Genomic DNA, 18,937 nt, shown 5'->3' on the forward strand with positions numbered 1-18,937 from the left:
TTCATGCCGCCGTACTGATTCCGCCAGCGCAGGTAGGTCGATTCACTGACTTCCAGGGTCTGTAGCACGGATGCCAGATCTTTACCGGCATTCAGCATCGCATCTGCATCACGCAGCTTGCGGACAATCTGCTCGGGGTTGTGACGTTTTCTTCGCTTGTTCATCAAAAGTTCTCCTCGTCAAAGGGACGCTAAGAACCTTCATAACAATTGGATCAGTTTTTGAAAAGCAGACCAGTTATATGTGAAGATGAGTGTTTTCTTCTATTTCCTCAGACATAAAGAGCATGCTGTTGATGACAGATATAAATAGGGTGACCTTGCCCCCAACTCTGTACCAGTTGGAATGAGAGTGAACAAGTTTTTTTCAGACCAGGCATGCCTGGTTTGAAAACTTCGCAAACTCCTGAGGCGTCCTGTTGCCGATTGCACTGTGGGGACGCCGCTCGTTGTAATCCTTCCGCTAGGTCAATTGGTACAAAAGAATTCAGTGCACCATAGAAACGCAATTAAGGTTTACAAAACGCTTTCTGAAGAGAACCGCCTCCATACCTTCATTGCGTAATATTACAGTAAGCCCTTATTTTTCAGCTGCTTACGGGAACACTAATCGGCGGATAATATTGTGAAAAGACTTTTATTTTACGAATCAGAACTATTAATTGGATAGCCTAGGTAGCGTTACTTAATTCGAATTGGTCTTTATAAACGAAAAAACATCAGCTACATCCTCGTTGTCAAAAACAGCAACAAGGCTACAAGGAGGCAGCTGATGTCGCGACATGATCTCACAATTACCAAGTGGAATGCAATACGGAATTACCTTCGTTTAGAGTTACTGTCCTGCATTCTATGAGTAAGACGAACAAAATACGGCGCATTTCTCGTGTGTTTATTTCTGGATCTATTTTGCTGTCGAATTGCCCAATCTTCTCAGCTTAATCTGGGCGAAAGTGAAATGAGTGGTATTAAGTCACATACCGGAAAACGTACGAGTTTGTGGAAAATATTTCAGCCGAGAACAGAGAATCAGTTCAGCTGAGTTTTTTGACCAATCGGGTTCTGCACATAAAAGTCTGCTGATTTTTCTACCTTAAGGGCGTGGACCTTGAAGCAGTTCATTGGATCATTCAATGCAAATGCTGGAATCCAAAACGCAAGGTGTCTCCATCGGTAGTTCGGGAACTCGCCGGAACGCTCACGCGCTATCCTAGCGGTACTCGCGGGATGATCGTTACAACAAGCGGATTCACTGCTGGAGCGGTTCAGGAAGCCAACGACCACGAAATACGTTTAATGGACGGAGAGGAGTTTTCACAACGAGTCCTGAGAAATCAAGAGAAGATCGAAGAAAATAGTTAGCCTGTAGGCTGTAGGGTAAAATAACGATCTTTGCGAGGTTGATACAAACTACTCATTGCCAGGCTACTTTCTGAAAGATATCGGCCATCCATACCAAGGCCGTGGTTTCCTAGGAGCAGTGACCTGGTCCATGTAAATCGTCTGCGAAATCTGCGAACTAGTCGATCGCTTTATAAACTCCTCATATCTCTCGCGTAATCGATTCCGCACCTCCGGTGGAATGGAATCTAGTTTGGCTTCAGCTTTTTGAACAGCTTCCTTGAACCGTTCCAGGGACAACTGAAATTCAGGAGACCATGTCATTTCAAACGCCGCCTTAATTTACGCTTACGCATCATCCAGTGAAAATGCAACCGAGGATAAAAGTGAACTTGAGTTTTAATCCGCCTTTGACCAACCCGTCTCTCATCAGCGTTTAGGTTAAAATCGATTCCACATTCAATTACACCTTGGATCACTTGGCCATCGATAGAGGTCGGAAATTTCATTCTGAATGATCCTGGTGATACTTGTTACCCGGTCATTTTAGTGTGCTTCACCACCAAGCGGTGGGCGATCTGGGTATGACTCTCGATATTGCTTTGAGAGTGAAGAAAACCAGTTTTCAAACTCACAAAAAACGTTGCTATCTTCTGGACTAACAACGCTGCTGTTACCCATTGTTGAAAGTCGAAACCTCAACACTTCTTGTTCGACTCTGGTCATAAGATCTGCTATTGCAGGGTCCGTTAAATCAAAATGAAGTTTCTTTTCCGGATGAACTTGGAACATTTCAACAACTTTTGATACGCCCCCCAACGAAGGGACACAGGCTTCGGTGATGTTTTTTTCGTATTTAATGAAAAGCTCCGAATACTCTTTTGGAAACACAACATCTATCAGATTGAATTCTTCCATTGAACTTTTCACTTTCATGATTTTATTGAAATTTATGAAAACTCAGTCATTCTTAGCTTAAGTCGACGTTCTCACCAAAACACCTGCGGTTTCGACGTCCTATTTTCTGAAACACTACCGTACCCTTTGTTGGTCACTAATTCGCAGATTGGTAATTTCCCATCCCAAATTTTCAATTTCTTGGATGAATTCGTCGTATATGTTTAACGGATTGTCTCTGTCTGGGTCATTGTCACGTATAGTGATCAGCAGGTAAACTTGATGCTCACCATTTACAATTTTCAAAGCAGCTCTACGAAGTAATTTTAAACGAAGCTCCCAACTCATGCCTCCTAGTTTATTTTTTCTAGAGGCAGAGAAAGAACGACGGTAAAGTTTCAATGGGGACCATTTGAAACCATGCTTTATTAGTTGGTCTTCCCAACCTTCTTCTTTCATTTTTGGGTAAGGATGAATTTGAGTCTTAAAATTATTTGATATTGGATCAACAGTTCCTAATAAAGCATCAACATTAGTTTGACACAATTCAAATCCTGCTTCAGGATCCATTGGTGGTGAGTATGCAAGAGTCATAAGGAACTCCCCTCCAACTGAACCATCTTTTATGAGACATGGTGGAATTGGAAAATGTTTTTTCACGACAATGGGGTCTCTTCCTAGATCAGCTCGCAAAACAACAGTTGCTGAGTCATGAAAACAGTGTAATATTTCATCTAAATCTCCGGGACGACCGGCTCCTAAATGATTGAATTGAGATGGGTCTATCACACTATTTCTCAGAAATGCATTATGTACGAGCATAGCTCTACCCAAAGTCGCTGGATCATCCTCATGCGAAACCGAGTCTGTAATATTTGCGACCAACGTCGAAATAATAGGTGTTGCGAAGCTTGTCCCAATGTCTTCAGCCAAATTTCCATTTCCGTCTATTGAGACAACACCGGTTTGAGTATAAGTCAGGTCTTCTTTGCAATTACCTCCATAGTGCATTAAATGAGGAGCCATCAAGTACGCTGATCCTGGTCCTCTTCGGCTAAATGATGATGGTTCTTCAGACTTCACACATGTTGAAGCATTATCCGAATGAGCTAATGAACCAACAACCAAACAGGTAGGAGAATCTGCAGGAGCACAAATTCGGTCTTGATCATTAGATAAAGTTTCTCTAGGCCATCCAGGAGACGGAGTATCAAGTCTATTTCCTGCGGACACCACAAAAGTTTTACCATATTTATGTGCAAGTTCAGCAAGAACACAACCAAACAGAGAAAACTCTTCGTCCTTACAAAAATGATCTGTGATTGCAAATGACAAATTCCAAACGTCAACCATTGGATACTTTATAACAGCCTCTCGTGTTATCCGAATAAGATCTTGTTCATTAACTGTGCCTTCATTTCCAAATGCTACTACATCAACAATTTTTGAAACAGCTGAAGGAAATCTAACATCATTATGATTTAGGATTCGGCCACCACAGATCATACCTGCTACAAAACTACCATGATCATTATCCTGCAGTTCTCGCGGAACGACATCCCACCGATCTTGAATCCACTTTTGTAATGATTTATTCAGTGGATCAGTCCCTGAGTCGATAATCCCAACCAATGGATATTTTATATCTTCTCGAGGACTAGGTAGTAAATGACTTGGAAGTGACTGCATTACTCTTGAAGCAGTCCGAGCGATACCAAATTCGGGAAAGCCAGAAATTGTGTGCGTACCAGGAAAACTAGCTAGCAAAGCGATGCCATTTACATCTCGCACTTTCACTTCAAGTACACTTAATCCATCCGTGTAATGAAGCGGCTTGACATTTAATAGATCTAGTGAATTCAGTTCTTTCTGGATAGAGATATTTTGAGCGTGTCTAAAATGTTGGAATAATCGAATTCTGAGTGGGAGACCCTCATCTACAACTTTCGATAATTCCTGAAAAGTTTTTCCTCCCATTGCATCATCAATGCTATATGGTTCAATCGATTCGATAGTAGAAATGTGTGATATTTCAGGATCTTTATCACCATACCCAATTTTTTTTTCCAAAGCATCTAGAGACTCTGGGGTGATGCTTATGTGAAACTGTCCAAGACCAGCTCCTCCTATTATCGGGCAGGTCTTTGTATTAAACACTCTAAAAGGACGTTTGGATTTAGAACAAGCTTTTTCTCTTAGTGTCACCTTTGCCACAGCAGGAACACCGGTCCATTTTTTAAACGGCGCCGAAAAATATGACCTAACGTTACCTACCTGGTTTACTAAAGTACGTCGTAACTCAGATGTCACCTTAACTAACGGGTCAAAACCTGTACTCTTTGGAATTGGATTTGGATGATAATCTCTATCAAGTGCAACAAATAGTTTTATCGGCAGCAAAGGCTTATCGTTCATATTTTCACTCCGCGCATCTTAATATCCGAGATACTTGTGATTGTGACAACTCAAACATTTCACCGAGTCTTGCTTGCGTAATTGACTTTCCTAAAGCATCTCGAACTGCTCGAAGTGCATCTGAAGTAGTTAATGCCCCACCATCAGTTATTCTCTCAGCAGCAACGCGAAAAGCTGTGGAAGGCATGACGTGGCTACCACCTGACAAAATTGTTTCACGAATGGCATCTTGTGCTAGATCTTTGAGTTGAGCTCCACTCATCCCCTCTGTTAAATCAGCTAGTGTAAATATCACTTCCTCGTCAACAAGACCACAAAAATAATTTACTAGCATTGACTTTCTTACTTGAACTGAAGGAAGAGGTATCTGAATGGTAGTTGAAAATCTTCGCCATACTGCTGGATCTAAGAGATGCTCATGGTTTGTCGCAGCGAGAAGTATCGTGTTGCCAGCTAGAGTATCGATATTTTGAAGCAAGCTTATAACGACTCTCTTTAACTCTCCCATTTCACGTTGATCATCACGCATCTTCGCAATTGCATCAAACTCATCTAAGAAAAGTATGCACGGCCTATTTTGAACGTGATCAAATAACGACCGTACATTTTTGGATGTACTTCCCAAAAAAGAAGATATCAATGCATCTGATCTGGCAGTCAAAAGTGGTAAATCCAACTCAGCAGCGAGATAACGAGCCAATAAAGACTTTCCGCAACCGGGTGGCCCGTGCATTAACAAAGTACTCGGAACCTCAATACCATGCTCCAATAATCGATCCGCCTGACGAATTGAATCGATCCAACGGTTAATCGTAAATTGAATATTCTCTGGAAATACTATACCAACGGGGCTGGTTATTATTTCTTCATCAGCTAAAGGAAATCGGGAGTCATGATCGACGGGAATGGGTTTAGGAACTGACTGAATTGCTCTCGATATAGAAGCCTTCGACGCTCGGTTCCCGTTAACAGAAGAACGGATCCGCGAGGCTGCTTCTGCCTCTCCCAATTCATCCAGATAATCAACGAGTTGCCGAGCGTACGCCTTAACCTTTTTAGGATTTCCGGTTAGAGCTGAATCAATGATATTTCCAAGAGAAAGAAAAAGTGTAGTATCCATCTTTTATTATATCCGCCTGCTAGGGTTAATAACTCTCACATGAGGGTATTATCGAAATATCAGTGCATCATCCAAGCACAAATATGAATATTTTAATCTTTTTCTGAATATCTCGCTCGATTACATGAATATTTTGGCAATATAAGGAGATTTGCAGAAGTATTCGCTAAGTATTTTGCTCTTCTGTTTTTTAGATTATTTGTCGGAAGGCAATTAACAGTAACTAACATCCAAGAAACAACATACAAACATGATCAGTTTATATCCCCCCCAATTCATAGCTGTTTACTTAACAGCCCATATCCGTTCAGCACACAAACAAAGACCGGGTAAATGATGTTACCCGGTCTTTGTTTGATATCCAGATCATAGAATGCTCAGGAAACTGATGTAACTCATCCCAAATGAAGTCGGAGAATCAAAACAAGATGACCGAAACAGAAAAGGCCTGGGCAAGTATTCGTACTTGGTACGAAGCCAATGTCAAAGAGCCCCCCTATGCAGACTTCTTTGATTGGGGATCTCCTGCTAGTGATGAAGCCTTCGAAACGGTGGAGGATGCAATCATGTACAGGCTACCCAGCGATCTTCGTGATACCTATCTGATGTACAACGGTGACAACAAGATGTGGGTATTGCCAGGAGGTTACCTCATGGATCTAGATGAAGTACTCACGACTTGGAATATGTTCAAGGAACCAGTCGACAATGGTCTGTTCGACGACTCAGATGCCAGTCCGGATGGACCGATCAAACAGATATGGTGGAATCCATTTTGGATTCCAGTTCTTCATAACGGCGGTGGTGACTACCATTGCGTAGACATGGACCCAGCTGTCGACGGTGTAGTAGGACAATTTATCAAGTTCCAGCATGAGACAGGGCCATCACACGTTCTTGCTCCGAGTTTTGGGGACTTTGTAATCACGTTTGCCAATGACCTGGCGAGTGGCAAATATGAATTTGATTTGGAGGAGGGGGCAGTACGGTCAGTTGCAAAATGAAGGAGTTTGTTTCGGGGAACCTTTCTGATGTCTCAGAATGTCCGGGTAATCACCATTACCCAGACATACTTAATCCAAATGAACTAACTCCCTTCCTTCAGCCGGCATGTTTTGTGATATTCGAACAAAGCACCATCGGCCAGATTCTTGTCTAATCGCCAGCTGGGGAACTCATGATTCGTTCCGAGCAATTCAACCTCGTGACCAGTGATCAAGGTCACTTTTTCTCCGACTTTGCAATCACCTAGCGTTCTTGGTTCCTGCACCTCAACTCCCTTCAAACGTAAGTGAATTCAATCCGAGTGACCGGCGTCGCCGGGACGACTTTTCAACTTCTTGCAGAAACAGTTCACAAACTCAGTCCCGGATAGTTGCGGTCATCCCTCGAGCTCCACTTCCCGTCGGCCGTAATCGGGATCGTGTTCCATTTTGCTCAAAAGCCTCCCGGCGAACTGAGACGACGCGAATCACCCGGGTTGTAACGCCCAGGTCGCCCTGGATCCGGACGGCCGCCTTCATGAGCGCACCAGGCTGCACATCCCGATGACCGAAAGTACGTCGCACGTGATTCGTGATCTCTTTCCCTGGAAGAACTGAAACCGTGTAATGGATCCCGATCATGGGGAGCTTCCAGGATTTCTCAATGGATTCGACGCCAGCTTCGTCCAGGAACATCGCCCCTTCGGCGATCGCAGGGGCGCGTTGCCGTTGATTCAACAGGTAATGCGGGATCGTGATTCCCTTGACCTTGTACACAGATCCGGGCAGACCAATCTCCGTCGTGAATTCGTGTAGGTCATCGCGCGAGGTTTCGGGATCACCAACATGCCAACAACGCTCCCCGTATGTTCCAACTGCTTACAGAGATTATCCGAAGGGACATAAAGTGGCTTAAAGAGCTAAATCCAACCGCAAAATGTGGCATATAAGGTGAGTCCTCTGGCATAACCATCGGAGCTCTGTTTTTTCCTCTCTCCAGCCCGCTATTGACCAATGATTTCCGGTCCTCAGCGGGCTGTTTTCGTATCAGGCCCCAGCCTGTATTTCTTTTTTCCTTACCTCATCTACAAAGGAGATCAGCGTGTCACACATCGTACAGATTCAAACAGAAATCAGAGATCCGACTGCGATTAGTGCTGCCTGCCAGCGACTGAAACTGCCACCGCCTGTCCAGGGAAAGACCCGACTCTTCAGCAGCACGGCGACAGGCTGGGCAGTCCAATTACACAACTGGCGGTATCCGGTCGTCTGCGACGTCAAAACGGCCCAGCTGAGCTTTGACAATTTCGAAGGCCGCTGGGGAGATCGCCGGGAGCTGGACCATTTTCTCCAGGGGTATGCCGTAGAGAAAGCTAAACTCGAGGCCAGAAAGCAGGGGCACACGGTCCGCGAGCAACCACTGGAAGATGGCTCAATCAAGCTCACGGTTCAGGTTGGAGGTGCGGCATGAGCCAAACGATCGAAATCATCATTGCCCCGGACGGTCAGTCCCGCATCGAAACACAGGGTTTCACTGGAACCGGCTGTCGCACCGCCAGTCGGTTTCTGGAACAGGCCCTAGGAAAAGCAACATCAGAACAACTTAAACCGGAATTCCATCAGCATGCTTCGGAAGATGAACACCTGCAGGAAGGCCGTTGAACTGGTTCTTATTTACCGATTCTTTATGACTGGAGACCGCTTATGACACTGAAAACAACATTTAGCGAATATGTCCGTGCCTGCTTCACCGGCATCTGGATCGAAAGCCACGAACAGCAGGAAGCCCTGGCCGAACTGGCCCAGCTCTGCCGGGAGGAAGCCTGGCAACTGGCCATCTGGGACATCGACCAGGGACTGCAGGGTACCGACGACACGAGTATCGTGGGGAGTACCGATCCCCTGTCCGCCATTAAGGCGATCAACGCGTTTGCCACACCTGACGGTACCGCGGTCCTGGTGCTGCAGAACTTCCACCGCTTCATCCAGTCCGCCGAAATCGTGCAGGCCCTGGCGCAGCAGATCCTGACCGGCAAACAAAACCGGACCTTCATTGTGATCCTGGCTCCGGTTGTTTCGCTAACTGCCGAACTGGAAAAACTGTTCGTGGTTCTGGAACATGCCCTCCCGGACCGGGAGCAGCTGTTGGAAATCGCCCGGGAGATCGCGACCGAGCCGGGTGAACTTCCCGAGGGCCAGGAACTGGAGTCCGTCTTGGATGCGGCCAGCGGGCTCAGTCGGTTTGAAGCAGAAGGGGCCTTTTCTCTCTCCCTGGTACGGGAGGGACGCATCAGTCCCGTAGCGATCTGGGAACTCAAAACCCAGACTCTCAAAAAATCAGGACTGTTGACACTGCATCGGGGGAAGGAACGATTCGACAGTCTGGGCGGCCTGGAATCCCTCAAGGAATTCACCCGCTCTGCACTACTCTCACCTCAACGCCAAAACCAGCACTTGCGACCGCGGGGCGTGCTACTCCTTTCTCCTCCCGGCTGTGGAAAATCTGCCTTCTGCAAAAGCCTGGGAAAAGAAGTTGGCCGCCCGGTGCTTATGCTGGACGTGGGTGCCCTGCTAGGTTCCCTGGTCGGAGAATCAGAGAAACGAACGCGTCAGGCACTGCAGATTGTCGATGCCATTGCACCGTGCGTGCTGATGATCGATGAGATTGAAAAAGCATTTGCCGGTGCCGGTAAGTCGGGTCAGACCGACAGCGGCGTTGCGTCCCGCCTGTTCGGCCAGTTTCTGACCTGGCTGAATGACCATACTTCGGATGTATTCGTCGTGGCCACCAGCAACGACATCTCCAGACTGCCACCCGAATTCGGCCGTTCGGAACGCTTCGACGGTCTGTTCTTTGTCGATCTGCCGAGACGGGAACAGAAAGACCGGATCTGGGCTCAGTACATCCATTTGTTTGACCTCGAGCCGAAACAGCCTCGCCCCGACGATACTGACTGGACCGGGGCAGAGATCCGCAGCTGCTGTCGACTGGCAGGACTGCTGCAGATTTCTCTGGTCGAGGCCCAGCAGAATGTGGTTCCAGTCGCGGTCACGGCTGCTGAGTCCATCCATCGTTTGCGTGAATGGGCCAGCGGCCGCTGTCTGGATGCCGATCGTCCGGGCATTTATCATGCACAGGATCTGAGAAAACCGTCCCGTCGGAACCTAAAACACCTGGCTTCAGTCAACTGAATCGAATGTCCCGGAAAGGAGCAATATGCTGAACCAAGCAGATATTACGCTCATCATCGCGGCATTGCAGTTCTGGGCAGAAGAAATGGATCCTGAGGACGAACAGTGTTTGAGGATCTATGCTGAGGCTACAGAGGCTGGGCAGGCCTGGACAACAGCGGAGATCCAGCAACTGCGATCGCGTCTGAAAACGGCCCACCTTAAGTACGTTGTTTCCAACGAATCGAGAACCGCGTTGCGAGACAGAGAATTACACTCCACATTCCAGAGAGCTTTCGAGGCCTGCAACAATCCTACCGATCTGGTCGGCACACTGCTGTTGCCAGAGGCCCCGCCCGAGATCTGATCAGACCCCGTCCATCAGCTCAGCCACGCTGATTCCCAGCGTATCGGCAATCCGCTCAATGTTCCGCAGGGCGACGTTCCGTTCGCCCCGCTCAATCCCACCCACGTAGGTCCGGTCCAGCTCGCAGGCATAGGCAAAATTCTCCTGGGAATAGCCCTGTTCCTTGCGGAGTTCCCGCACCCGTTCGCCGAATCGCTTCAAAATGTCTTTGCGTTTTGCCATGCAGACATTTAACACTTGACAGCGACGATAAAACCACGGACTATAAGTATCATTCAGGTAGTCCACAATTGACTATGACAGCTGCGTTTTGGATACAGAACTGCAGCCCAGACAGGAGACAAATATGGAAAAAGTCACTCTGAGTGCGATCATTTTCCTGGTGATTCTGATCGCCATACTGTTTATTGCTCCCGAGGACGAGCCAGGCGTCGGTCCCCAGGGGAGTTCCGTTGAGATCAAACGCCATGCGTCTGACCTGCAGAACGTACACGATGTGAAAATCACTCCGGAAGGGGTGTTGCAGATGTCCTACCTTGATGAGACAGGTTTTCTGACCTCTCACCATTTCATCAACCTCAAGTCCGGTAACGTGATTCTCGTGGAAGACGAAGAATTCACACCAGAGCGGGTCATGCTGACTGACACCCTGCATGGGGGCTTGAAAGTCACGGTGGCCAAGTCATTGAACCTGAACCTGCCCCCGTCCACAGCGAAAACCCCGCTCAGCCCTCCCCCACGCTGACATTCGATCATTTAAAGAGACTCTGCTTCTCCTGTTGATGCCGTTCAGTCCTTTGGGGCTGGGCGGCATTTTTCATTTCCCACTTTCAAAAAAGGAGCATTATGAATCACTCTATTCTCGATGAACCACAGCCTGCCGCCTCCAGCGGCAGACCAGCCGAGCGACTTCGTACCACGATGGCGGCGGCCCGACTCAGTTTTACCTGGCTGGGCGTACGTAAGTCCCTCACGGCCGTCCAGAAAAACCAGGTCGCGGATTCCTTCGGTGCCGAGGGGAAATTTCTCTCGGCCGGAAAAAAACTACTGGATACGACGCATCCCGCCTTCAAAGCTGTCACGGCAGTCCGGGGACGGGCGGTCGCCTATTGGAAAGGAGTTTCGCTGCCTTATCCTGAAGCGGGTATTCGCCTGATCAGACAGTCAGAGATCACTGACTTTGATCAGCGGATGAGCGAATTCCAGGTGGAACTGGAAACAGCGGTACGCGAACTGGACCGGCATTTCGAAGAGCTCAGGTCGGCCGCCCGCATCCGCCTGGGTGATCTGTATGATCCCGCCGACTATCCCCACTCGCTGTCAGGCCTGTTTGCCATCGAGCATGATTTTCCGGCAGTGGAGCCGCCGAACTATCTCAAACAGCTGAACCCGGAAGTCTATGCCCAGGAATGCCAGCGGGTGCAGCAGCGATTTGATGAGGCCGTGCAACTGGCCGAACAGGCCTTCTTGGAAGAATTGGGACGCCTGGTCGAACATTTGACCGAGCGTTTGAGTGGTCAATCCGATGGCAAACCCAAGGTGTTCCGCGATACCGCGGTTTCCAACCTGACCGACTTCTTTGAACGCTTTCAGCAACTCAATGTCCGCTCCAATGCTCAGCTCGACGCACTCGTGGAACGCGCGCAGCAGATTGTGACTGGCGTTGCTCCACAGCAGTTGCGGGATAACGGGAATCTGCGGCAGCAGGTCGCCTCGCAACTCTCGGGAGTGCAGTCTTCCCTGGAGGGGCTGCTGCTGGATCGCCCCCGCCGCAATATCCTGCGGCGTGCGCAGTGAGGTGACCGCATGGAGCTGCTGATTACCCCGGAAGCAACCATCCGTTGCCTCTATGACGAGACACTGGAACTGACCGCGCTGGGGCAACTACAAATCCAACGGGGCTCCCACGTGGAGCCAACGGCAGACGGAAACTGGACGGCTGACCTTAGTCCGGTGAGTGGTCCCTCGCTGGGGCCTTTTCCCCGGAGATCAGAGGCCCTGGCAGCCGAGGTCGCCTGGCTTGAGCAGCACTGGCTGCTCAAGCACACGTAAACCGTACTGCCCTGTGAGCGCGGGGTGGTTGTGTAATTTCCCACGACCACCCGCGTGCGGTGGTCGTATTCTCTTTTCTTAAGGAGTGAACGATGACTCAACAGGACCTGGACCAGGCGGTGGCCGCAGCCACCGGTGAAGATGTGCGATCCATTCGGCAGCGGGGCTTCAGCCTCGCCAATCCGTTCAAGGTGAACTTTGATCCCGAGCCAGACCTGCGGCCGCCTCAGTCCGTGGACTGGGATGAGCTCAGTCTGCAGCAGAATGTAGCGTTGTTTGCCCAACGCTGTGGCCGAGTACCGGGGTTGATTTAGACCGTGGACTATCATCCTAAAGATACCCGAGAAGCCCAATTACTGGAGCACACTCTCCGTTCGATCAGTTTCTGGACTCTGGCCTGTCTGATTGCCGGCTGTTTTCTGGGCTGGCCGCTCTTGCTGGCTTTACCCGTCACGCTCTGGGGGATGTGGCAGTTTTACTTTCAGACCAACGAAGACTGATCTGGTCATTAACCATCTACTATTTGACAGGGAGTGCCTATGGTTCGAGCCAATCGTCCCCGGTTTTCGCCCGGCATGATTCTGGCGACACGCAACGCACTGGAACGATTACCACAGCATGAGATGCAGCGCGCCCTGGCCCGTCATCTTGCCGGTGACTGGGGCGACTGCTGTCCTGCGGATGCGGAAGCCAATGATGCCGCTTTACTGAACGGTGATCGACTGCTGTCGGTTTATCACACGGCGGACCAGATCAAGTTCTGGATCATCACCGTCGCAGACCGGTCCGCGACCAACATTCTGTTACCCGAAGACTACTGACCTCTTCACTGACCACAGCGAATGAATTCTTACTCAAACATCCAGGAGAAAAGTATGCAAATTCTATTTATCAACAATGACGGTTCCGGGTTTGCTGACCAGATTGAAATCAGTGCCGGCCTGAGTGTGGCGGCGCTGTTTCAGCAGCGACTGCCTCATGGACGTCCACAAGACTACCTGATCCGTGTCAATCGTCAGCCAACGACTGCCAACTACATCCTGCAGGAAGGTGATCGTGTTTCGATCACTCCCACGAAGATTGAGGGGGCGGCACGATTGCCCCTGTTACCGCTCGTCTGTTTTCTCTTGTCCCGGTTGAAAGGAGCCCTATGGGAGCCCGACAACGACTCAACAGTCTCTATTTCTACATTATCGTGATCGTCTCAGCGTCGATCGGCGGGGCCACCGATTCATGGCTTGTCTTCTGGATCAGTGTCGGCGTCATGGCAGCAAGTATGCTGCATGGGGGTGAGATTCGTCCCCACAGTCGATCCAGCAAACCGTTTCGCCGACGTCGCTGAGTCATCACTGTCGTTTCGAATTTAATTCCATCAAAGAGACCACCTGTGAAATCGGGTGGTCTCTTCAGTTTAAGGAGTCTGTTATGCACCAAGATCAGGAGTCGCGGCATTGGCTCCGCGTGGCTCGGGAGGTCGCGGCACGGTATGTCGTAGTCGCATCCCGGCAGGAACGACTGCCACCGGTTCCACAGGATGCCTGGCTCAGAGTGAATCGCTGGGAGCGTCTCTATCAGAAAGCCTGTTTGAAACAGTATCCGGTTGCCAGCCAACGCTGTCGTGAAAGGTTCCAGCTGGCACTGACTTCGGCTATCCGTGAGTGGGCGACTTACCGCGACGGACTGCTGCAAAATCAGGTTACCACGACCGTACCCTCGCTACGCGAGATTGATGCTGAACTCCGTGCACTCTCCTCCGAGTTTGAAGCAGTGTGGATCGACTGGGATGAACGGGAGATTGTCGTTCAGACGCCGTCCATCATCTTGGAAGGCATCGATCTGGGTTGCTTTGAGATCCGGCTCCGCTGGAGTGAGCTCGGAGAGCCGCAACCCTTCCGGGTCGTCTCCCTGGCGGAAACCGGAGACGACGATGTCCATCATCCGCACGTGCAGGCGGATACCCTTTGTGAGGGGGAAGGTAAGGTCCCCATCAGCAGGGCTCTGGCCGAGGGGCGGATCGGTGATTTCTTTCTGTTGGTCCAGCAGATCCTGCACACGTACAACTCGGGTTCAGCTTACGTCCCGCTGAGTCGCTGGTACAGTCTCGAGTGTGCCGACTGCGGTGACTCTGTTTCGCGCAATGAGAGTCACACCTGCTCGATCTGTGAGCAGACCACCTGCGGTTATTGCAGGCGGGGCTGTGCCCGTTGTGGGAACGCCCTCTGTTCCAGTTGCGCTGATCGCTGCGAATCGTGTAACGAAATCTTTTGTCGCAGCTGCCTGTCGACCTGTGCTTCCTGCAGTGAATGCTGCTGTCACTCCTGTCTCTGTTCTGAAACCTGTCCTGCCTGTCTCGAAGAAAGTGAGGAAGATTCCCATGCCCCATCCGAAGACTCATCCACTAACCCATCGCCTGCTGCATCGTCCGCGTCGGAAGCGTCCCCAGCGCAGGAAACGTCGCCTGTTGAAATTCAGCCCGTATGCCTGGGCCAAGCTGATCTACCTACGTGATCGCGGAACCACCGAAGTGGGCGGGTTCGGGATTACCGATCCCGGGCAGCCCCGGTTCGTCAAAGACATCGTCCTGGTCAGCCAGTCCTGCACCGAAGTCACCGTCGCTTTCGACGATACGGCAGTTGCCGATTACTTTGACGATCAGATCGACGCTGGTCGGCATCCCGAGCAGTTTGCCCGGATCTGGATTCACACGCACCCTGGAAATTCTGCGGAGCCGAGCGGCGTCGATCACGAAACCTTTGCCCGCGTGTTTGGCAACTGTGACTGGGCTGTGATGATGATCCTGGCCCGAAATGGAGCAACCTATGCCGAGCTGAAACGGACAGGTCACCCCCAGCCAGAGCCGCTTTCCGTGGGGATTGATTTCCGGGATGAATTTACGGGCAGCAACCAGGCGGCCTGGGAGGGGGAATACCTGCGGTGTGTGCAGGCAGCCCCCATGCCCCCCATCTGGGACATGGATTTCCTGCCCGGTGACGAACCTTATCTGTCCGAACAATGGCCCTGGCTCCCCATCTGAGGGGCCAGGTGCCGAATGTTGTTTATATAACACTTTTTAAAAGGAAAGCAAAACTGATGAATAAAACTCTGGATCGTTTTGAACGTCAGTCGGAACTCGTCCCCGCTGAAAAACTTCGCTCCTTAACGGTGACCATCATCGGTGTAGGGGCCATCGGCAGGCAGGTGGCCCTGCAGTTGGCGTCTCTGGGAGTGCGTCGGCTGCAGCTGGTGGATTTCGACCTGGTCGAACCCACGAATATCACCACGCAGGGATACTGCATCGCAGATCTGGAACAGTCGAAAGTCGAGGCCACGGCCCGGGCGGTGCGGGCGATCGATGCTGACATGAATGTTGAAACCATAAATGATCGTTTTCGGCCGGGGTGGGCAACGGGAGAAGTCGTCTTCTGCTGCGTCGACTCAATCAGCAGCCGGTCTGCCATCTGGAGGACGCTCCGTGATCAGTGCGCGTTCTGGTGTGACGGACGCATGAGAGGCGAGGTTCTGCGTGTTCTGACAGCCGTGGACTCACCATCCCGCACACACTACGACACTGCGCTGTTTCCCCAGGCGGAAGCACAGACCGGGGCCTGCACATCCCGCAGTACGATCTATACCGCCGGTATCGCCGCAGGGCTCATGCTGCATCAGCTGACGCGCTGGTTGCGGCAACTACCTGTGGACCGCGATCTGTCGCTGAATTTACTGGCTGGTGAAATATATCTTCAAGGTGATCAGTAACCACAATATAATACCCTCAACAACGGCGTTATTCTGAACTTTTGGTGTTTCCGAACACATCATCTCTTTTATAACCCAGAGATTAAGCAACCGTTATCGAGATGATTATCTCTCAATAAAAATACTTAAATTCATGTCAGAGGACTTTCTGTGAGTGGAAATCATTTTGAAAATTCTGATTCAGCGTTTGCACCATTACCCAGGCCTCAATTCCAGTTACGCTCACTTCCGCCAGGCATGCGATGGGAAGTGACAAGGCGTCATCCCATTTATCAGAACTTCTGGAATGATGCCTCTCTCACACAAATAACTGATCCACAAGAGCTAAGTTTAAGACAGTTAGTGAACGAGGGCAGGCTTGCAATGCTGGCAATGATTGGATTTAGCGGCGATCCCATCTCGCCGGAAACTGAATTCACTGAACTAGATTCAGAGACACTCCCATCCTGGATGAGTGGTGCTATTCAGCCCATTAGTTTCAGAGGACTGACTGGCTTACTTCTCGCCTACCTTCCAGAGGATGTTATCCAACAGATTGCTGAGCTCTTTCAATCAGATTCGGGTGCAGAAGAAGATCACCGTATTGAATCATTGTTACGATTACATGAAATTCCCGCTCCATTTCTCGATCAGTACCCCGATGAATTAATATTATCAGTCTCGCCAACCGCATCAGTCAGAAACCTGACTGATGACATGAGCGCTGTGCTTGAATCTTTTCGCCGGGAACGGAATATTTCAGCCAGAAGAAATAGAGAGGATTTATACTCTTCTTATCTTCAGGTGTGGGATCTGCGTGAAGGTTGGGAGAGTGGCACGTATGTATCTGGGCGTGAAAGAAGGCTGACTGACATTGCTGCTGAACTGCAGGAAAGTCTTACTACCATTCACAATTGGTATAAGCGTGCTTTTGAGTTGATTACAGGTCACCGCTATAGCCCCGAACATTGGTTCCGTGTATTTGGACCACTGAAATTCATCGACTTTGAAGGTGTACTGGAGCTTGGCGAAATATTGCTGAGACGTCCCCGTCGATCCCCAACTCCGCGAGCGATAACTGATACTGCGTCATCTTCTGAAGAACGTGATGGTATCCTGTCTCAGCAATCAACGGAGGATGATTTCGAAGTTCTCGATATGCGGATGGATTTGAGAGAACTGTTAGCTATGGACCTGACTGATGAAGAACTCGCCGAGCGATTTGGTGCTGATAAGATTAACTTGATCAGGGAATATCGACGGCGTTTTGGAGACCGGCCGGGCAGCTAAAAAATAACGTATGCACTATTTGGTAACAGGGAAAAATTAGAGAGCTTTTAATTTCCCTTAATATGCACCAGGTGTATACATGGCCAACTCAGATACATCCGATCTCCTGAGTATCGAAGAACTTAGCACTATCATTTCACTGTCAATCAGCACCATCCGCCGCCGGATCCGCGACGGTAGCATCCCGGCCATCCAGCCAGGCGGTAAGGGAACGAAGCTGCTTATCCCCAAGGAGTGGGTTAACCAGCAAGCCACTATTTCGAAATCCTCTCGCCTGGAACCGTCAAGTTCCGGGCGACACCAGCGTATATGCATCTCTGGTCCGACACCCCGCTGGAAGAAATAAGCACATACTACTATCAATAAACACGGAGATTATATGCCAAAACCACGACAAAATGAGATACACGATTGCAAGTACTTCCGATGGAAGATTCTGCAACGAAACGAAATCTACTATGCCGACGGTCGCTCCAATACTCAGAATCTGGGCCGGCACTCGCTGGGAACACGTGACCGTGATGAAGCTCTGGAGAACCTCGACCAACTCGACCTGATTAAGGCCATTGATCTGGGGCTTGCCGACCGCACTCTGTTGGAGCAACACACTTCCCTGTTAACAATCGCCGAGGGCAGGGCAGTCTATGAAGAACATTGCAAGCGTCCGGTGATTTCTGGCGGTCCCCGGCCAGCGACCCGCAAACGCTATCGAGCAGTCCTCGATAAGTTTGATGAGTTTTGCAAAGCCAAAGGGAAGAACTATTGGAATGAGCTTAATCGACGCGTGATGGATGAATATGCAACCTGGCTGCATGAGAAACAGGACTACGCATATCAGACCTTGTATCTGGAACTGACAACGCTCAAGCAAATACACAAATACCTGATCGAGGACAACCGGCTTCCAGCGGAGTTGCGTTTTCAGTATCCGATACAAAAAGAAACGGATTCTTCAACTTACTGTTGGACAAAGCAAGAGGTGGAAGCCATGTTGAAGCTCTGTAGCAAGAAAAAGCTGTTCTGGCTACGACACGTGTTGATCGGTTTGGTTACGACCGGGATGCGAATCAGTGAACTGGCAGGCCTGATGTGGAAAGACATTGATCTGCAACGACAGATCATCCTGCTGGCCGACGAGAGCCGTCGTCGAGATGCAGCAACTAAGAATCGGAGAACTACAAAAAGCGGTAAGAGTCGTAGCTTCCCGATTCATCCGGACCTGATGGATGTGCTGATTGCGATTGACAAACATCAAGATGGACTGGTCTTTCATGGCCCACTTGGTGGTAAGATCAAGCCGGACACCATTCGTAACATATTAATTCGGGAAGTGCTTGAGCCGTTATCCGAAACGTTTCCTGCTGAACCAGGGAAGGCCAGATTTCAAGACGGACGGTTGCATTCCTTTCGGCATTACTTCTGCTCTGTCTGTGCCAATAATGGGACACCGGAACGGGTGCTGATGAACTGGCTGGGGCACAGCAGTAGCAGGATGGTGAAACGCTATTACCACCTACACGATGAAGAGTCGTTGAAGCAGATGCAGAAGATTACATTCGTTTGAGTA

At 49.8% G+C, this 18,937-nt stretch carries 25 protein-coding genes and 1 pseudogene; 19 read left to right on the forward strand and 7 right to left on the reverse strand.

Annotated features, from left to right (window positions below; translation table 11 throughout):
* Positions 1 to 164 (reverse strand): transposase (locus RID21_RS17300; protein ID WP_350191329.1); only part of this gene is annotated, 164 nt, incomplete at its 3' end.
* A 202-nt stretch (positions 165 to 366) separates the two neighbouring features.
* Positions 367 to 462, reverse strand: a pseudogene (locus RID21_RS17305) (integrase core domain-containing protein); the annotation flags it as partial.
* A 638-nt stretch (positions 463 to 1,100) separates the two neighbouring features.
* Between RID21_RS17305 and RID21_RS17310 the strand changes: the two are divergent.
* On the forward strand, positions 1,101 to 1,361 hold the full coding sequence (locus RID21_RS17310; protein WP_350190973.1) for a restriction endonuclease: 261 nt from the start codon (positions 1,101 to 1,103) through the stop codon (positions 1,359 to 1,361).
* A gap of 525 nt (positions 1,362 to 1,886) precedes the next feature.
* On the opposite strand, the gene RID21_RS17315 is transcribed toward RID21_RS17310, so the two are convergent.
* The 3 genes from RID21_RS17315 to RID21_RS17325 form a co-directional block, all read right to left on the reverse strand.
* A complete protein-coding gene (locus RID21_RS17315) occupies positions 1,887 to 2,258 on the reverse strand; it encodes a hypothetical protein (protein ID WP_350190975.1) in 372 nt (123 codons plus the stop codon).
* Positions 2,259 to 2,372: 114 nt separating this feature from the next.
* Positions 2,373 to 4,652 carry a S8 family serine peptidase gene (locus RID21_RS17320; protein ID WP_350190977.1) on the reverse strand — a complete coding sequence of 760 codons (2,280 nt, stop codon included), beginning with the start codon at positions 4,650 to 4,652 and terminating at the stop codon, positions 2,373 to 2,375.
* A gap of 4 nt (positions 4,653 to 4,656) precedes the next feature.
* A complete protein-coding gene (locus RID21_RS17325; protein WP_350190979.1) occupies positions 4,657 to 5,772 on the reverse strand; it encodes an AAA family ATPase in 1,116 nt (371 codons plus the stop codon).
* 428 nt (positions 5,773 to 6,200) lie between these two features.
* Here RID21_RS17325 and RID21_RS17330 point away from each other — a divergent pair, with 428 nt between their 5' ends.
* Positions 6,201 to 6,776, forward strand: a complete 576-nt coding sequence (locus RID21_RS17330; protein ID WP_350190981.1) for an SMI1/KNR4 family protein — start codon at positions 6,201 to 6,203, stop codon at positions 6,774 to 6,776.
* 357 nt (positions 6,777 to 7,133) lie between these two features.
* Here the strand turns inward: RID21_RS17330 and RID21_RS17335 are convergent, their stop codons facing one another.
* The gene (locus RID21_RS17335; protein WP_350190983.1) at positions 7,134 to 7,532 is read right to left on the reverse strand and encodes a hypothetical protein; all 399 of its coding nucleotides are present in this window, start codon (positions 7,530 to 7,532) and stop codon (positions 7,134 to 7,136) included.
* Positions 7,533 to 7,857: 325 nt separating this feature from the next.
* On the opposite strand from RID21_RS17335, the gene RID21_RS17340 reads away from it, so the two are divergent.
* The 4 genes from RID21_RS17340 to RID21_RS17355 are packed head-to-tail and all read left to right on the forward strand — an operon-like array spanning position 7,858 to position 10,293.
* Positions 7,858 to 8,226 carry a DUF1257 domain-containing protein gene (locus RID21_RS17340; protein WP_350190985.1) on the forward strand — a complete coding sequence of 123 codons (369 nt, stop codon included), beginning with the start codon at positions 7,858 to 7,860 and terminating at the stop codon, positions 8,224 to 8,226.
* Positions 8,223 to 8,417, forward strand: a complete 195-nt coding sequence (locus RID21_RS17345; RefSeq protein ID WP_350190987.1) for a DUF2997 domain-containing protein — start codon at positions 8,223 to 8,225, stop codon at positions 8,415 to 8,417. The genes RID21_RS17340 and RID21_RS17345 overlap by 4 nt, the downstream gene beginning before the upstream one ends.
* Before the next feature lie 42 nt (positions 8,418 to 8,459).
* Complete coding sequence (locus RID21_RS17350) at positions 8,460 to 9,947, forward strand: Ycf46 family AAA ATPase (protein WP_350190989.1); 1,488 nt, start codon at positions 8,460 to 8,462, stop codon at positions 9,945 to 9,947.
* A gap of 25 nt (positions 9,948 to 9,972) precedes the next feature.
* Positions 9,973 to 10,293 (forward strand): hypothetical protein, encoded by a 321-nt coding sequence (locus tag RID21_RS17355; protein WP_350190991.1) that lies wholly within the window; start codon positions 9,973 to 9,975, stop codon positions 10,291 to 10,293.
* Here the strand turns inward: RID21_RS17355 and RID21_RS17360 are convergent, their stop codons facing one another.
* On the reverse strand, positions 10,294 to 10,515 hold the full coding sequence (locus RID21_RS17360) for a helix-turn-helix domain-containing protein (RefSeq protein ID WP_145043754.1): 222 nt from the start codon (positions 10,513 to 10,515) through the stop codon (positions 10,294 to 10,296).
* Between the two features lie 124 nt (positions 10,516 to 10,639).
* Between RID21_RS17360 and RID21_RS17365 the strand changes: the two genes are divergently transcribed.
* The 13 genes from RID21_RS17365 to RID21_RS17425 all read left to right on the forward strand — a co-directional run bounded on the left by RID21_RS17365 (position 10,640) and on the right by RID21_RS17425 (position 18,934).
* On the forward strand, positions 10,640 to 11,038 hold the full coding sequence (locus RID21_RS17365; RefSeq protein ID WP_350190993.1) for a hypothetical protein: 399 nt from the start codon (positions 10,640 to 10,642) through the stop codon (positions 11,036 to 11,038).
* A gap of 101 nt (positions 11,039 to 11,139) precedes the next feature.
* A complete protein-coding gene (locus RID21_RS17370) occupies positions 11,140 to 12,090 on the forward strand; it encodes a hypothetical protein (RefSeq protein ID WP_350190995.1) in 951 nt (316 codons plus the stop codon).
* Between the two features lie 9 nt (positions 12,091 to 12,099).
* The gene (locus RID21_RS17375) at positions 12,100 to 12,345 is read left to right on the forward strand and encodes a hypothetical protein (RefSeq protein ID WP_350190997.1); all 246 of its coding nucleotides are present in this window, start codon (positions 12,100 to 12,102) and stop codon (positions 12,343 to 12,345) included.
* A 92-nt stretch (positions 12,346 to 12,437) separates the two neighbouring features.
* Entirely contained in the window at positions 12,438 to 12,659 is a 222-nt protein-coding gene (locus tag RID21_RS17380; protein ID WP_350190999.1) for a hypothetical protein, read from the forward strand.
* A 3-nt stretch (positions 12,660 to 12,662) separates the two neighbouring features.
* Positions 12,663 to 12,845, forward strand: a complete 183-nt coding sequence (locus RID21_RS17385; RefSeq protein ID WP_350191001.1) for a hypothetical protein — start codon at positions 12,663 to 12,665, stop codon at positions 12,843 to 12,845.
* Between the two features lie 39 nt (positions 12,846 to 12,884).
* The gene (locus RID21_RS17390; RefSeq protein WP_350191003.1) at positions 12,885 to 13,166 is read left to right on the forward strand and encodes a hypothetical protein; all 282 of its coding nucleotides are present in this window, start codon (positions 12,885 to 12,887) and stop codon (positions 13,164 to 13,166) included.
* 54 nt (positions 13,167 to 13,220) lie between these two features.
* The gene (locus tag RID21_RS17395; protein WP_145043766.1) at positions 13,221 to 13,544 is read left to right on the forward strand and encodes a hypothetical protein; all 324 of its coding nucleotides are present in this window, start codon (positions 13,221 to 13,223) and stop codon (positions 13,542 to 13,544) included.
* Between the two features lie 226 nt (positions 13,545 to 13,770).
* A complete protein-coding gene (locus tag RID21_RS17400; protein WP_350191005.1) occupies positions 13,771 to 14,853 on the forward strand; it encodes a hypothetical protein in 1,083 nt (360 codons plus the stop codon).
* Complete coding sequence (locus tag RID21_RS17405) at positions 14,807 to 15,379, forward strand: MPN domain-containing protein (RefSeq protein ID WP_350191007.1); 573 nt, start codon at positions 14,807 to 14,809, stop codon at positions 15,377 to 15,379. The genes RID21_RS17400 and RID21_RS17405 overlap by 47 nt, the downstream gene beginning before the upstream one ends.
* Positions 15,380 to 15,435: 56 nt before the next feature.
* Positions 15,436 to 16,101, forward strand: coding sequence for a ThiF family adenylyltransferase (locus tag RID21_RS17410; RefSeq protein WP_350191009.1), 666 nt, complete (start codon positions 15,436 to 15,438; stop codon positions 16,099 to 16,101).
* A gap of 150 nt (positions 16,102 to 16,251) precedes the next feature.
* The gene (locus RID21_RS17415) at positions 16,252 to 17,370 is read left to right on the forward strand and encodes a hypothetical protein (protein WP_350191011.1); all 1,119 of its coding nucleotides are present in this window, start codon (positions 16,252 to 16,254) and stop codon (positions 17,368 to 17,370) included.
* 79 nt (positions 17,371 to 17,449) lie between these two features.
* Positions 17,450 to 17,716: an excisionase family DNA-binding protein gene (locus RID21_RS17420; RefSeq protein ID WP_350191013.1), complete on the forward strand. Its 267-nt coding sequence runs from the start codon at positions 17,450 to 17,452 to the stop codon at positions 17,714 to 17,716.
* A 33-nt stretch (positions 17,717 to 17,749) separates the two neighbouring features.
* Positions 17,750 to 18,934, forward strand: coding sequence for a tyrosine-type recombinase/integrase (locus tag RID21_RS17425; protein ID WP_350191015.1), 1,185 nt, complete (start codon positions 17,750 to 17,752; stop codon positions 18,932 to 18,934).
* Positions 18,935 to 18,937: the final 3 nt, after the last annotated feature.

Source organism: Gimesia sp. (assembly GCF_040219335.1).
Classification (GTDB): domain Bacteria; phylum Planctomycetota; class Planctomycetia; order Planctomycetales; family Planctomycetaceae; genus Gimesia.

Coding starts and splice junctions, on each gene's coding strand:
- RID21_RS17315 (WP_350190975.1), bottom strand. CDS start 2,258: ATGGAAGAATTCAATCTGATAGATGTTGTGTTTCCAAAAGAGTATTCG.
- RID21_RS17320 (WP_350190977.1), bottom strand. CDS start 4,652: ATGAACGATAAGCCTTTGCTGCCGATAAAACTATTTGTTGCACTTGAT.
- RID21_RS17325 (WP_350190979.1), bottom strand. CDS start 5,772: ATGGATACTACACTTTTTCTTTCTCTTGGAAATATCATTGATTCAGCT.
- RID21_RS17330 (WP_350190981.1), top strand. CDS start 6,201: ATGACCGAAACAGAAAAGGCCTGGGCAAGTATTCGTACTTGGTACGAA.
- RID21_RS17345 (WP_350190987.1), top strand. CDS start 8,223: ATGAGCCAAACGATCGAAATCATCATTGCCCCGGACGGTCAGTCCCGC.
- RID21_RS17350 (WP_350190989.1), top strand. CDS start 8,460: ATGACACTGAAAACAACATTTAGCGAATATGTCCGTGCCTGCTTCACC.
- RID21_RS17355 (WP_350190991.1), top strand. CDS start 9,973: ATGCTGAACCAAGCAGATATTACGCTCATCATCGCGGCATTGCAGTTC.
- RID21_RS17360 (WP_145043754.1), bottom strand. CDS start 10,515: ATGGCAAAACGCAAAGACATTTTGAAGCGATTCGGCGAACGGGTGCGG.
- RID21_RS17365 (WP_350190993.1), top strand. CDS start 10,640: ATGGAAAAAGTCACTCTGAGTGCGATCATTTTCCTGGTGATTCTGATC.
- RID21_RS17370 (WP_350190995.1), top strand. CDS start 11,140: ATGAATCACTCTATTCTCGATGAACCACAGCCTGCCGCCTCCAGCGGC.
- RID21_RS17375 (WP_350190997.1), top strand. CDS start 12,100: ATGGAGCTGCTGATTACCCCGGAAGCAACCATCCGTTGCCTCTATGAC.
- RID21_RS17380 (WP_350190999.1), top strand. CDS start 12,438: ATGACTCAACAGGACCTGGACCAGGCGGTGGCCGCAGCCACCGGTGAA.
- RID21_RS17390 (WP_350191003.1), top strand. CDS start 12,885: ATGGTTCGAGCCAATCGTCCCCGGTTTTCGCCCGGCATGATTCTGGCG.
- RID21_RS17395 (WP_145043766.1), top strand. CDS start 13,221: ATGCAAATTCTATTTATCAACAATGACGGTTCCGGGTTTGCTGACCAG.
- RID21_RS17400 (WP_350191005.1), top strand. CDS start 13,771: ATGCACCAAGATCAGGAGTCGCGGCATTGGCTCCGCGTGGCTCGGGAG.
- RID21_RS17410 (WP_350191009.1), top strand. CDS start 15,436: ATGAATAAAACTCTGGATCGTTTTGAACGTCAGTCGGAACTCGTCCCC.
- RID21_RS17420 (WP_350191013.1), top strand. CDS start 17,450: ATGGCCAACTCAGATACATCCGATCTCCTGAGTATCGAAGAACTTAGC.
- RID21_RS17425 (WP_350191015.1), top strand. CDS start 17,750: ATGCCAAAACCACGACAAAATGAGATACACGATTGCAAGTACTTCCGA.